Source organism: Dietzia aerolata (assembly GCF_014144865.1).
Classification (GTDB): Bacteria; Actinomycetota; Actinomycetes; order Mycobacteriales; family Mycobacteriaceae; genus Dietzia; species Dietzia aerolata.
In genome coordinates, this window is record NZ_JAALDM010000070.1 from 1 (window position 1) to 13,791 (window position 13,791).

At 63.5% G+C, this 13,791-nt stretch carries 9 protein-coding genes and 1 pseudogene; 7 read left to right on the forward strand and 3 right to left on the reverse strand.

Features of this window, described 5'->3' with window-relative positions; all coding sequences use genetic code 11:
- Positions 1-44: 44 nt before the first annotated feature.
- Both G6016_RS05330 and G6016_RS05335 read right to left on the reverse strand, forming a co-directional pair.
- The gene (locus G6016_RS05330; RefSeq protein ID WP_182631656.1) at positions 45-614 is read right to left on the reverse strand and encodes a DNA-binding protein; all 570 of its coding nucleotides are present in this window, start codon (positions 612-614) and stop codon (positions 45-47) included.
- Positions 615-773: 159 nt separating this feature from the next.
- Positions 774-1,475, reverse strand: a complete 702-nt coding sequence (locus G6016_RS05335; RefSeq protein WP_182631657.1) for a hypothetical protein — start codon at positions 1,473-1,475, stop codon at positions 774-776.
- A gap of 349 nt (positions 1,476-1,824) precedes the next feature.
- Here G6016_RS05335 and G6016_RS05340 point away from each other — a divergent pair, with 349 nt between their 5' ends.
- Positions 1,825-2,781, forward strand: a complete 957-nt coding sequence (locus tag G6016_RS05340; protein WP_182631658.1) for an alpha/beta fold hydrolase — start codon at positions 1,825-1,827, stop codon at positions 2,779-2,781.
- Positions 2,782-2,935: 154 nt separating this feature from the next.
- Positions 2,936-4,324, forward strand: coding sequence for an MFS transporter (locus G6016_RS05345; protein ID WP_182631659.1), 1,389 nt, complete (start codon positions 2,936-2,938; stop codon positions 4,322-4,324).
- A 20-nt stretch (positions 4,325-4,344) separates the two neighbouring features.
- Here G6016_RS05345 and G6016_RS05350 read toward each other — a convergent pair whose 3' ends face one another.
- Positions 4,345-5,475: a PucR family transcriptional regulator gene (locus tag G6016_RS05350; protein ID WP_241729789.1), complete on the reverse strand. Its 1,131-nt coding sequence runs from the start codon at positions 5,473-5,475 to the stop codon at positions 4,345-4,347.
- Positions 5,476-5,580: 105 nt separating this feature from the next.
- Between G6016_RS05350 and G6016_RS05355 the strand changes: the two genes are divergently transcribed.
- From G6016_RS05355 to G6016_RS05375, 5 genes and pseudogenes are all read left to right on the forward strand, one after another.
- A complete protein-coding gene (locus tag G6016_RS05355) occupies positions 5,581-9,102 on the forward strand; it encodes an indolepyruvate ferredoxin oxidoreductase family protein (protein ID WP_241729791.1) in 3,522 nt (1,173 codons plus the stop codon).
- Positions 9,099-10,082 carry a 2-hydroxyacid dehydrogenase gene (locus G6016_RS05360; RefSeq protein WP_338403525.1) on the forward strand — a complete coding sequence of 328 codons (984 nt, stop codon included), beginning with the start codon at positions 9,099-9,101 and terminating at the stop codon, positions 10,080-10,082. Before G6016_RS05355 ends, G6016_RS05360 begins: the two co-directional genes overlap by 4 nt.
- A gap of 67 nt (positions 10,083-10,149) precedes the next feature.
- Positions 10,150-11,859, forward strand: a complete 1,710-nt coding sequence (locus G6016_RS05365) for a dihydroxy-acid dehydratase (RefSeq protein WP_182631661.1) — start codon at positions 10,150-10,152, stop codon at positions 11,857-11,859.
- A 462-nt stretch (positions 11,860-12,321) separates the two neighbouring features.
- Positions 12,322-13,488 carry an alpha-hydroxy-acid oxidizing protein gene (locus G6016_RS05370; RefSeq protein WP_182631662.1) on the forward strand — a complete coding sequence of 389 codons (1,167 nt, stop codon included), beginning with the start codon at positions 12,322-12,324 and terminating at the stop codon, positions 13,486-13,488.
- A 65-nt stretch (positions 13,489-13,553) separates the two neighbouring features.
- Positions 13,554-13,791, forward strand: a pseudogene (locus G6016_RS05375) (integrase core domain-containing protein); the annotation flags it as partial.

Genomic DNA, 13,791 nt, shown 5'->3' on the forward strand with positions numbered 1-13,791 from the left:
CCCCCCCCCGACAGTCAGTGCCCCACGTGCCCTGGCGAGCTCCGCTAGGACTCGCCCGGATGTTCCGGCGTGCGGGCGGCCTCGCGCAGCGAATCCAGCACCTCCCGCAGTGTGTCTGAGGTGGCCTCCGCCCGGACCCGTGCCCGGTCGGACTCCTCGGCCTTGGTGCGTGCGACGGCGGCGTCCTGGCGCGTTTCCTCGAGCTGGCCGCGCAGCTGCTCGACCTCGCCGCGCATTCCCTCGAGCTCGCCGAGTGCCAGGTCGCGGGATGCGACCGCATCGTCCCGCTCTGTTCCAGCCTGCTCGGCCGCCTCCAGGGCGTGGGCCTCACCCGCGCGAGCAGCATCGAGCGCCACCGCGGTCGCCTCGTCCGCCTGCTCCGCGGCCCGCTTCCACGCCGCAGCCCACACCGAGGCCACCATCGCCGACATCGCCTCCGACAAATCCGGCGCCGCCGGCACATCCGCGGCCGCCCCGCCGGCATGCTCGCGCATCCACGCGGCCACCTCGCCGATCCGCACCCCCGCTTCGCGCTGCACGGCCCGCACGGTGACCTTCTCGCCCCGCGCGAGGAGCACCCCATAGGCGCGAGCAATCTTCTCCGACGTCGACATGACAGTCCCTCCGGTTCGGGTAGACGGTAACGGGTAACCGGTAACGCTTCCAGTTACCAACGTTACCGCATCCCGCGCTCGGTGGGTAGTCCGCGCGAGGCGTGACGCGGCGACCGTGGGGAATGAGTGTCCGTCGGTGCGGACGCCTTCGGCGACGAGTCAGATGGGGCCGCTGGGCGCCGGCCAGAGGGCTCGCGGCGAATGGAAGCTGAGGCTATCGGGCGGTGAGGTTGTAGATGTCCAGCACGGCTGCCAATGCGGCATTGTCGGCCGGCGGCGCGACCGGTTGGCCCGGACCTGCGTCCAGAGCGTCGGCGACGCCCTCGCGCAGCCACACCGCCCAGCAGGACCAGTGCGTGCCGTGTTTGGAGTAGTAGTGGATGCCCAGCGCCTGTACGCCGCCGGCGAGGGGGGGGCGGCTGCCAGCGTGGCGGCCAGTTCGGTCGTCAGATGACGGTCCCCGCTTCGCGTCTGCGCGACGGTGATCTCGTCGATCCCTCGCTCCCACAGTGACAGCGGGATATGCGAGGCCAGGTAGGTGATGGTGCGTGCGTGTTCGATCTCCACGAGCCATCCCGATGCCGGCAGTGCCACCGTGTACAAGCGGTGGGCGTACAACCAGTGGATGTCGACCACGCCGGGTGGCCGAACCCCCAGATCGTTGAAGTCGCGTGCGATCAGAGCGTAGAGATCCTCTGCGCCCGGATCATCGAGATACTCCTGCGCCCGGTAGGGGCCGCCGACCTTTAACGCGCCCAGCAGCTCGCCGTACGCGCCCTCGGCGCTACTGGCGCAGTAGATGGTCTGCTCGCCGGGCAGATCGAAACGGTTCCACCCCGCCCGGTCCTCGGTGCTACTCACGCCTCGAGCCGGCGGACTGAGCACCCCAAAAGCCCTGGCGATCTTCTCCGACGACGACATCGCACTCCCCCAAACCGCCAGCCGAGTATCTGGCGGTACACATCCACCATGAGCGTTTAGAGGCCTGGGGCCGCCCGGCATTGCCCTCGGGGCCAGCGGTATTGCCGTTGGGGCGGCTTGCAAGCCGGAAATGAGAAAGTCCATGGGATGGGGGCCTCCTCCGGAAATCCCCAAAACGCCGTGCTGTTTTCTCGTATTTTGCAAAGACCTTCCGCAGGCGGCCGTGGGAACCTCAGTCTAGTGGTGCACATCACACGTTGACCTAAGGTGTCCTACAGAGGAGAGGCAAATGAGCGCGGTGACACGGGAACTTTTTCCGGGTTTCGAGTCCTTCGACTTAATGACCGGTGATGGCTTAACCATCCATGGCGCAAAGGCGGGAACTGGTGAGCCGATTCTTCTTCTGCACGGGTTTCCGCAGTCACATGTGATGTGGCATCGGGTCGCTCCGGCTTTGGCCGAGCACTTCACCGTAGTGGTGACGGACCTGCGCGGATATGGTGAGTCCGCTCTGCCCGACGTCGATTCCACGCACTCACCGCATTCCTTCCGCGCCATGGCGGCGGACCAGGTGGCGGTAATGCAGCAACTCGGGTTCGACAGATTCGTCGTCGTCGGACACGACCGCGGTGCCCGCACTGCGCATCGTATGGCTCTGGACTTCGACGACGCGGTTTCCGGGATCGTTTTGTTGGACATCATGCCGACGGAATGGGTCTACGCAAACGTCGATGCCGAACTCGCCCTTGCCTACTTCCACTGGTTCATGTTTCCCCAGGCCAGTGGGCTGCCGGAGAGTTTCCTGGCGGCTGATCCAATAGGATACCTGCATTCGGTGCTGGGCATCTCTGGACGCAGTGCCGTCGGTGCCAAAGGCGACGCTTACCACCCGTCAGCGTTAGCCGAGTACGAACGTTTGTTTAATGAACCGGCGCGTCGCCTAGCGACTATCGAGGACTACCGTGCGGCTGCCACAATCGACTTGCAACATGATGCGCAGAGTCGCGAGGCTGGACGGCTAATCGACTGCCCCTGCCACGTCGCGTGGGGAGCGAACGGAATGGTTGCACGCGCTAACCGTTCTCCGGTGGAAGTCTGGCAAGAACTCTCTTCCCGGCCAGAATTGGTAACCGGCGGAACGGTAGCGGGCGCTAGCCACTTTCTTGTCGACGAATTTCCCGAAACGATCACGCAACTGGTCGCAGACTTCGCAACTTCCGCGACACCGGTGTCCCCACGTCGTTGAGCTTGCGCGGTACCGGATCAGATAGCAGCAACACATCAGACTCCCCGATCACGGGAGCGCGCCGTCGTGCCCAGCACACTCGCGTTCACTGATCGGGACAGTTAGGCGTCCTCATCACGGCTTCAGTGCCGTCTACACAATAGGAGGGTGGGTAGTGGCCCATCACATCGCCACCGATCAGAGCGGTGCAATCGAGAAGGCAACCATCAGGCGTATCACTCGACGTCTGCTTCCGTTTTTGGTCCTGCTCTACTTTCTCAACTTTCTCGATCGGGTAAACGTCAGTTTCGCTGCCCTGCAGATGAATGCGGATCTGGGCATGAGCCAGGCTGCATACGGCTTCGGCGCTGGCCTGTTTTTCATCGGGTATTTCATATTTGAAGTACCAAGCAACATGATCCTGCACAAGGTGGGAGCGCGAATCTGGATCGCTCGCATCGCGGTCACGTGGGGGGCGGTCTCCGCTGCGACAGCATTCGTCCAGACGGAAACGCACTTCTTCATCGCACGGTTTATGCTCGGTTTCGCCGAGGCGGGACTTCTGCCTGGCCTTATCCTGTACCTGACCTACTGGTACCCGGAGCGTCACAGGGCGCGCATCGTCGCGTTGCTGTACATAGCGGTCCCACTATCGTCGGTGCTCGGTGGGCCTCTCTCGACGGCGATCATCCAGCACGCCGATGGCCTCTTTGGCCTTGCGGGTTGGCGGAATATGTTCCTGCTCGAGGGGCTGCCGACGGTGATCATCGGCGTCGTCACATTCTTCTACCTGACTAGTCGTCCAGCAGAAGCGAAGTGGCTCACCGACGAGCAACGGGGCTGGCTGCAACGTTCACTAAATGACGAGGCTCAGGTAATTGCTAGCCGGCAGGGAACAACAAAAGGGCACCGCGGGCTATTCAGCGCGCTCAAGGATATTCGGATAGTCACCATGAGTGCCGTCCTCTTCAGTATCTTCTACGGCTTTTACGGCGTGTCCTTCTTCCTCCCGCAGATGATCAGCGCGATGTCCGTGGAATGGGGCGTCGAGTTTTCACTCGTCGAAATTGGTTTCATTACTGCGGCGCCGTTCGCTGTGGGGACGGTCGCGATGATTCTCGCAAGCCGACATTCCGACCGTAAGGGCGAACGTGTCTGGCACACAGCGATTGCCATGTTGGTGGCCGCAGCCGGTATCACGATCGCCGTCCTGGGCAACTCGTCCCCCTATGTCATGCTCGTGGGCATCGCGTTGTTACTGTCGGGCGTGCTGAGCGCAACGTCCACTTTCTGGGCGGTCCCGCCGAGCATTCTCACGGGAATGGCGTTGGCTGCCGGCATCGGATTGATGAACTCCTTCGCGAACCTGAGCGGGTTTATCGGACCGTACTTGGCCGGATACCTGAAGGATCGGACGGGGACCTTCGACGTCCCGATGTACATCATTGGTGGAGTCTTGGTCGTGGCTGCGCTCGTCCTGCTCGGAAGCCGCCGGGGGCTCAGCGGTGCGTCTGTGACGACCGAGACATCGATTCCGGACGAGGTGGTGTCGTCGGGACGATGAATAACGCAGCGGTGCGCTTGTCAACCTTCGAGGCAGCGCAGCGACGCCACAAGGCCGTCGACGGTGTGCACGTCCCACCCGGTCAGGTCCCGCCAGCGATCCAGTCGATACTTCACCGTGTTCGGGTGGACCCGTAGTTCCCGCGCACAGACCGAGAGAGAAAAACCGCTGGTAGCGAACGCGCGCACCGTCTCGGCAAGTCGATCATTACTGGCGGCCACCTCGGTGCCGTGTTGAAGAAGAGGGGTCAGATGACCGGCCGAATCATCGAGGGCCGCCATAAGCCAATCGTCGGCCAGCGTGATGCTGCGTCCGAGTCGGCTGGCTCGGTCCAGCGCCAGCTGGGCATCCTTCAGACTCTCTGCCGCCCCCGACATCCCGGTGCGGACGTGGCCAATTCCCGCGATTGCGGAGGCGGCGAGCGCGTGCATGCTTTGCAGAAAGTCCGACGCAGGGTGATTTTGCAGAACCACCACCGTTCGTTCGTCGTCGTACAGTACCGCCCCGCCGCTGTCGGCGAGTTCCTTGTCAAGATTCGTGATCAGGTGTCGTGGAAGACCCTCAAGGCAGGCGACTTGGAAGGGCGCGTCCGGATCGAAGCCGAGTACGGTCGCGAGCCCAGGGTGCAGCGGGGCATTTCCTGTGGCCAAGGCCTCGAGAAACTCTCGCTGAATTACTGCCCGCGTCGTGGACGTCGTACGAAGTTCGTCGGAATGCGCCTCAGCGACCGCCGCACTCAACCGGTGGAACCAGTTCCACAGCAACGCCACGGCAGCGAGGAGTGGTTCGCTGTGGCCCGCGTTCTCGGTCCGCGCCAATTTCAGCAGCTCGTTCCAAATCTCCCGGTAGGCAACGTGATACGCCTCGATAACATCGCCGAGCGCGATGCCCTGCGTCGCCCGCTGGCGGCCCAGATCCCGCGCGTCCGAGATCTGCGAGGCACTAGGCGTTCTGTGCTCCCGAAGTCCCGCGAGGATGCCGACAACCTGGCGCCCCACCGCTTCGCGATGAGACGGCAGGGGAACCACCGAGTAGTGCGGCACTTCAGACCGAATGCGGCTCACGACGAGGTTGGTCAGGGTAGAGGAACTGTCGGTGACCTGTTCGAGCAATGCAGCGAGCTGCAAATGGTTCTTCTGCGCATTGCACAAATCTGAGCTCTCCTTTTACGCAATTTATCCATGGGAGTTCGGATCGGACCATCTTAACTTCGTGTTTACGACCAGTCATAGGAGAGTGCTACAACAATGTCGCTGATGTCTGACGCGGATGTTCTGCCCCGCCAAGTCGATCTCGCCGACCGATTTGCCGCCACTAACGGACCCGTACTGATGACCGGGGTGCAAGCAGTGTGCCGAGTGCCGCTCGACATGCGTCGAGTCGACGCACGGAACGATCTGCACACCCGTTCTTTCGTCAGCGGCTACCAGGGGTCACCGCTGGGGACGTTAGATTTCACGATGCGGCCGATCTCGGGGTTGCTGTCCGAGCACGGCGTTGACTTCGTGCCCGGACTGAACGAGTTCCTGGCTGCCACCGCGGTGCAAGGCACCCAATCGGTCGGGCAGCTGGGCTCGCCGTATGCGGGGGTCACGGGTTACTGGTACGGCAAGGCGCCCGGTGTCGACCAGGCGCTAGACGCGATCCGGCACGGGAACCTGATGGGCACCAGCGCGCACGGCGGTGTCTTGGCGTTCTGCGGTGATGATGCGACCGCGAAGTCCTCGACCGTGCCGTGCGGTTCCGAAACGGTACTGCGCTCGGCTCTGGTCCCGACGCTAATGCCGGCCGACGCGCAGGAGGTGCTGCAATGGGGTCTGCACGGGGTGTCGATGTCGCGGGCGAGCGGGGCCTGGGTGGCCATGAAGATTGCTACGCACGTGGCGGATTCGTTGACGTTGGTCGAAACGGACGTGGACGGATTCGATCCGGTCTTCCCGCTCGTCGGCGGACGCCGCTACGAACATCAGGTATCGACCAAACCGGTCGCCGAGACCGCGGTGGCCGCAGAACGCAACCTGCTGGAGGTGCGTCTACCGCTGGCTCTTGAATACGCACGCCTGAACGGACTGAATCAGATCGTGGCCTCTGGATCCGATGACGTTCTGGGTATCGTGGTAGCGGGGCAACCTTACCTTGAGGTTCGACAAGCATTGTCGGACATGGGTTTGGCCGGAAACGACGATTTGGCCGCGGCTGGCATCCGGATTCTCAAGGTCGGGATGGTTTGGCCTTTGGACGAGCAAATCGTGCAGCAGTTCGCGGACGGGCTGACCAAGGTGCTCGTAATCGAGGACAAGGGACCTTATCTCGAGACCCTGGTGAAGGAAGTGCTCTACGGGTCCAGAAATAGCCCCGTTGTGGTCGGCAAGACCGACGAGCAGGGGCGGGCGCTTCTGCCGAGCCACGGCGGAGTCGACGCGGACGCGACGACCAAGGTCCTCGCTCCGATGATTCTGGCGAGCAGAGATGTGGCGTCGGTCCGTGATCGGGTTCGCCGGTTGGCTACGCCGTCGACGCTTCTTCTTCCCCTGACGATTGCCTCTCGCACCCCGTACTTCTGTTCCGGATGCCCCCACAATAGTTCGACGAAGGCCCCCGAGGGCTCGCTTATTGGCGCCGGCATCGGTTGTCACGGAATGACCACGTTTATGGATTCCGAGCAGGTCGGTGATGTCACCGGTCTCACCCAGATGGGCGGCGAAGGAGCCCAGTGGATTGGTCAGCAGGCGTACGTCCATGCCGATCACATCTTCCAGAATCTCGGCGACGGGACGCTGTCGCATTCGGGGTTGATGGCGATCAGGGCCTCGATCGCCGCCAAGACCAACATCACATATAAGGTGCTGTACAACTCGACGGTCGCGATGACAGGCGGTCAGGACGCTGTGGGTGAGTACACGGTGCCGACGCTCGCCCGGACACTGGTTTCGGAGGGTGTTGAGCGCGTATACATCACGACCGATCATCCTGAAAGTTACAGGGGCGTGCGGCTACCGGCCAGAACCACCGTCCACGACCGAGCCGAACTGCTGCCCCTGCAAGAAAAGCTACGGTCGATCCAAGGCACCACTGTGCTGATCCACGACCAACCTTGTGCGGCGGAACTGCGCCGGGATCGCAAGCGTGGCAAGGCCCCGCAACCAGCCATGCGAGTGGTCATCAACGAGCGCATCTGTGAGGGCTGCGGAGACTGTGGCCGCAAGTCCAACTGCCTGTCTGTTGTGCCGGTCGACACCGAATTCGGCCGTAAGACGCAGATCCACCAGGCCTCGTGCAACTCCGACTTCACGTGCATGGCCGGTGACTGCCCCTCGTTCATGGAGATCGTTCCAGACGGCGACTATGCCGGACCACAACGTCCGACCGCTGCGCCCCTGGACCGCGACGCGCTCTCCGATCCGACTGGCGCCATCGCCGCGCCGGATGAGTTCAATATCCGCATCACCGGGATCGGCGGCACCGGCATCGTGACCGTGGCCCAGACGCTTGCTGTCGCCGGATACATGGACAGGTGGACCCCGCGCAGTCTTGACCAAGTGGGTCTGTCACAGAAGGCGGGACCCGTGGTGAGCGACGTCAAGTTCACCCGGGCTGGGCGCTCGCTCTCGCCCAAGATCTCCACGGCGACCTGCGACCTGTATCTGGGATGCGACGTCTTGGTCGCGGGCAGTCCGGACAATCTGGTCGTCGCGGATCCGGAGCGCACGGTCGCGGTGGTGTCGACGGCTGACGTCCCGAGCGGCGCGATGATCCGTAATCCCGAAACTGCGCTCATCGATCACGGTCCCCTTACCGGCCGGATCGACGCCCGCACACGTGCGGGCCGCAACACCTATATCGACGTACAGAAGTTGTCGTTAGACTTGTTCGGCAGCGACCAGTACGCGAACATGATGCTCGTCGGCGTGGCCTACCAGTCGGGTGTGCTGCCACTGTCGGCCACTTCTGTCGAACGGGCGATCGAGATCAACGGCGTCGCGGTGGAGACGAACCTCCAGGCGTTCCGACGCGGACGCCAGTCGGTCGGCGATCCGGCCGGGCTCGACGACGCTCTCGCAAAGCTGGGCCCGGTAGCCGAGCAGCAGAAGACACCGAGCGCTACCGCGGCGAGCTTGGTGGAGTCGACCGGGGCCGCGCGCGACACCGAACTGTGGCACACGATTGCTCGCTTCACCCAAGACCTGATCGACTATCAGAACGTTGAGTATGCGCGTCGCTACGTCGAGGTGGTGGCCCGGGCCCGTGCCGCGGAGTGCGACGCCAGTCCCGGTGAAGACTTCACCATGGCTGTCGCAAAAGGCCTTTATCGGCTAATGGCCTACAAGGACGAGTACGAGGTGGCACGCCTCGCGCTCGATACTGTTGAACGCAGCAAGATCGCAAGTGACTACGGACCCCGGGCGAGGGTCACATGGAAACTGCATCCGCCGATCCTGCGCGCGATGGGAATGAAGAAGAAGATCTCGCTCGGGCCATGGTTCACGCCCGTATATGCCGCTTTGCGTGCGGCGCGAAAAGTGCGCGGCACACGCCTCGACCTGTTCGGGTACACACACATGCGTCGACTCGAGCGGGAGTTGGTTGATCAGTACATTGATGTAGTCGACGAGATCTGCGGCGCGATCTGTGCCGACAATCATGCAGTAGCTGTAGAAATCGCCTCGGCCCCGGACGTGGTGCGCGGCTACGAACACGTCAAACTGGCCAACGTTGACGAGTACAAGACACAGCTCGCGTCGCTGCGGAGCCGGTTCTTCGACGGAGTCGCATCGTGACGCGGGACGCAGGGTCGGTTCAGATCCTATTGGTGGAGCCTTTCCCACCGGAGGTTACGGCCGCATTGTCCGCGAAGTTCAACGTCACGGTACTGTCCGACAGCGCCGCGTCCATCGATGAAATCGAGGTTGTCGCGTGCTCGTCACTGGGCACCGTCGACGCGGCTCTGATGGATCGGCTGCCGCGGTTGAAGGTCGTGGTAAACCTCGGTGTGGGTGTCGACAAGATTGATATCGAACACGCCCAGCAATGCGGCATCGGAGTGAGTAACACGCCAGGCGTCCTAGATGCATGCGTTGCCGACACCGCGGTGGGCCTGTTGATCGACACCGTGCGCGAATTCTCGGCGGCGGACCGGTACGTTCGGGCCGGGCGGTGGCCAGACGGGCCGTTTCCGACGACCCGCAATGTCAGCGGAATGCACATCGGAATCGTGGGACTCGGCCGGATCGGTCGGGCTATCGCAACTAGACTCTCTGCATTCGGGTGCCCGATCACTTATCACAGTCGACGGCCCGTACCGGACGTGGCATATCCGTACGTGGGCAGCCTAAACGAGTTGGCGTTGCGATCCGATGCGTTGATCGTTGCCGTGTCCGGCGGCCCAGAAAATACGGGAATGATCGACCGCGAAGTGCTGCATGCTCTCGGCGCGAATGGTTACTTGATAAACATCGCTCGCGGGCGCCTCGTGGACGAGCAGGCTCTCGTCGAATTACTCCGCAATGGCGGGTTGGCCGGAGCCGGCCTCGATGTGTACGTCGACGAGCCGAACGTGCCGGAGGAGCTGCGCAGTCTCGCCAACACCGTGTTGTTGCCGCACCTGGGAAGCGCAACAAAGGAGACACGCGCCGCGATGGCCGATCTATTCCTCGACAACCTTCAAAAGTTCGTGGCAGATGGCACGTTAGTCACCCCAGTCGTCGCGCCCCGAGGTGGTGCGACCATGCAGCCCGAACCGTCGTTGACCGACACGTGAGCGAGGGACTGCTCACACATGTCGTACCACTCTTTGTCCCGCCTCCTTGTCACTAGATAGGAATGTCATGTCTGATTACAGGTCCCGGATCGTCACCCAAGGTGTGGAACGCGCGCTGCACCGATATCAGCTGCGGTCGACCGGCCTTGACGACCAGGCGATTGAGCAGCCGTTTGTCGGTGTCGCTCATACGCTGGGGGAAGTCAGCCCGTGTTCGATGTCGTTGAAGCCGCAGGTCGATTCCGCGAAGCTCGGTATCGAGGTCGGCGGCGGCACAGCGCGGGAGTTCTCCACGATCTCCGTGTCCGATATCCTCACCCAAAATCACGAAGGCATGCGGTACTCGCTCATGTCGCGGGAAGCCATCGCGGATTCGGTGGAGATCGTGATGCGTGCCCAGCAGTACGACGCGCTGGTTGGTGTGGGGGCCTGTGACAAGACGATCCCAGGCATGCTCATGGCGATGGTGCGGCTGAACGTGCCGAGTTTGTTCCTGCACGGAGGGACGATGCTACTCGGGTTCGTCGATGGCGAACCCACCAATCCTTTAGCGGTTCTCGAAGGCATCGGCAAAGTGCAGGCGGGCTTGACGAGTGCCGCCGAGGTGGAACACATGGCGCGCGCAGTCCAGTCGACCGTCGGGTCCTGCCCCGGTCAATTCTCGTCCGGAACAGGCGGCGCCTACGCGGAGACTCTGGGGCTCGCCCCGCTGGGAACCACTACCATCCCCGCTGCATACACCGAGCGCCAGGCAGTGGCACGCCGCGCCGGTGAGCAATTGATGGAGAACTTGCGACGGGGTGGTCCGCTGCCGCGTGAGGTAGTGACCCGACGCAGTCTCGAGAACGCGGCTGCGGTGGTGGCCGCCACCGGGGGTACGACGAACGCGGCACTGCACCTGCCCGCCATCGCCCACGAAGCCGGAATCGATTTCCGGATGACGGATCTGGCAGAGGTGTTTCGCCGCACGCCACACATCGCCGCGCTTACTCCCGGCGGTCCGTACGTGCCGCACCATCTACACCAAGTTGGGGGAGTCCCCGTGGTACTCAAAGCGCTGCTGGACGGCGGCTACCTCCACGGTGACGCATTGGCGTTCGACGGGAGAACACTCGCCACCGCGCTCGCGGATGTTGCCGAACCCGACGGTGAGGTAGTGCGAAGCACTGACGATCCCATCCGCGCGTCCGGCGGACTGGTCGTCTTGACCGGAAGTCTCGCTCCAGCCGGCGCGGTCATCAAGGTATCGGCGGCCCCGGAGCTGACGTTCGAGGGCTCCGCTCGGGTCTTCGAGCGCGAGCAGGACGCGTATCGCGCTGTCCGGCGGCGCGAGTACTCCGAGGGTGATGTCATCGTCGTCCGTAACGAGGGCCCCAAGGGTGGGCCGGGCATGCGGGAGATGTTGAGCGTGACATCGGCGATTGTCGGTCAGGGGATGGCGGGAAAGACGGCCCTGGTCACCGACGGGCGGTTCTCTGGGGGAACCCGCGGGCTGTGTGTCGGACACGTTTGCCCGGAGGCTGCTGACGGTGGCCCGATCGCGCTCGTCGAGGACGGTGATCGAATTCGTATCGACGCGGTGGCCGGGACGATCGACCTGCTGGTCGACACTGACGAGCTGGAGCGTCGTCGAGGCGATCTGACTCCACGGGTCCGGGACACGGCTCTAGCCGGCGCCTCCGAAAAGTACGCACGGCTGGTGGGCTCTGCCGACAGGGGAGCAGTTACTCACAGCGGAAATCTGCATTGGGCGGTCGAAGCACCTGCGCACGAGTGACGCGCCGCAGACTTCACGCGGTTACCTTTTCTCCTTGAACAGGCTTCTGGTGCCAGTGATCCACTCGAGCGCTTCGCCAGGCTCGCGACCCGCCAGTCCGACGACGGTCGACAGTGGTTCCTCCTCATCCTCACTGAGTTCACCCTGTATACGCGATCCGCCACCTGGAACTTGCGGCCACCTTGGCTCAGAAGGACGAGGCGTCCGCCATGAGACCGCGCGGTTCTTACCGAACTGCTGGCAACAGCTGGCCATGAGTTCGTCGTCGATCTCGCGATGGTCGCCCAGGTTCGCGGTCGCCCTGCGAGGAAGCGGCAACGCCCAGGAATTCGTGGAGGAAGGCATCCTCGATGCCCCTCGTGGAGCGGTTGGCTTTCCCAGCCGTTCTCGACTTCTCGCGGGGGTCCTCCGACTCTACGAGCCATTCACGGCGGATTAACGACACTAGGAACGAGAGACAACATGGCCAACTACGCGGACTTCAATCTCGGGCTCTACTTCGCAGGGCTCCAGGGCGACAACCCGCCGCCGTACCCTGTGACCTTCGCGGGTCTGGAAGCGGCAGCCCGAGAAAAGCTGGAGCACCGGCTGTTCGATTACGTGGTTGGCGGGGCCGGCGACGAGCACACCCAGCGCGCGAACGTCGCCGCCTTCGAGCGGTGGGGAATCGTGCCGCGGATGCTCGCCGGCGCGGCTGAGCGCGACCTGTCGATCAAGTTGTTCGGCCACCGGCTGCCGACCCCACTTGTGATGTCACCGATCGGCGTAATCGGTGTGATGACCGACGACGAGCACGGCGACCTCGCCACTGCTGCTGCCTCGGCCGCTTCGGGCGTGCCGATGGTGGCCTCGACCCTGATGCAGGACCCACTGGAGGACGTCGCCGCCGCACTCGGCGACACTCCCGGGTTCTTCCAGCTCTACACGCCGAACGACCGGGAGATCGCCGAGAGTCTGGTGCGCCGCGCCGAGACCGCCGGTTTCAGCGGCCTCGTGGTCACCCTAGACACGTGGACCCTAGGCTACCGACCCCGCGACCTGCAGCACGCAACATTCCCACAGCTGCGCGGCTACTGCCTGGCCAACTACTTCACCGACCCGGTCTTCCGCTCACGGCTTATCGCTCCACCTGAGGAGGATTTGAGTGCCGCCACCATGCACTGGGCTTCGATCTTCGGCAACCCAGCCCTGTCCTGGGAAGACCTTGCCTGGCTGCGCAGTCTCACCGACCTCCCGCTGCTACTCAAGGGCATCTGCCATCCTGACGACGTGCGCCGCGCTCGTGACGGGGGCGTCAACGGTATCTACTGCTCCAACCACGGTGGCCGGCAGGCCGCTACCGCCCCAGCCCTTGAGCTGCTGCCGGCCGTCGTCGAGGCCGCCGACGGAATGCCGGTGATCTTTGACTCCGGTCCTCGCTCAGGCCCTGACATCGTGAAGGCCATCGCGTTGGGCGCCACCGCCGTCGGCATCGGCCGTCCGTACGGCTACGGCGCCGCCATCGGAGGTCAGGCCGGTATCGAGTTCGTTCTCTCCTGCCTTCTCGCCGAAACAGACCTGACAATGGGCCTCAACGGCTATGCCAGCGTCGCAGATCTTTCCCGAGATGCGCTCGTGCGGTTTGGATGACTCCGCCCGGACACGGAGGAGCAGGCTCACCGGGCAGATCGGAACGGTTCCACCCGGAACGGGTGTTCACCGAACGCCTAGCGCTGGAGGGCATCGAACCGTCGATCGGCAGCCTCGGCGACGCCTACGACAACGCGCTCATGGAGACGATCAACGGACTGTACAAGGCCGAGTGCCCACGACGGGCCGTACAAGACGCTCGCCGACGTCGAGTACGCCACCGCCGCGTGGGTCGAGTGGTACAACAATGAACGGCTCCACTTGAGCCTGGGTGGGCTGTGTCAAGGAATGTGGACAGTTCCT

Excerpts from the sequence above, each read along its gene's own strand:
- G6016_RS05330 (WP_182631656.1), bottom strand. The coding sequence starts at position 614 with ATGTCGACGTCGGAGAAGATTGCTCGCGCCTATGGGGTGCTCCTCGCG.
- G6016_RS05340 (WP_182631658.1), top strand. The coding sequence starts at position 1,825 with ATGAGCGCGGTGACACGGGAACTTTTTCCGGGTTTCGAGTCCTTCGAC.
- G6016_RS05355 (WP_241729791.1), top strand. The coding sequence starts at position 5,581 with ATGTCTGACGCGGATGTTCTGCCCCGCCAAGTCGATCTCGCCGACCGA.
- G6016_RS05365 (WP_182631661.1), top strand. The coding sequence starts at position 10,150 with ATGTCTGATTACAGGTCCCGGATCGTCACCCAAGGTGTGGAACGCGCG.
- G6016_RS05370 (WP_182631662.1), top strand. The coding sequence starts at position 12,322 with ATGGCCAACTACGCGGACTTCAATCTCGGGCTCTACTTCGCAGGGCTC.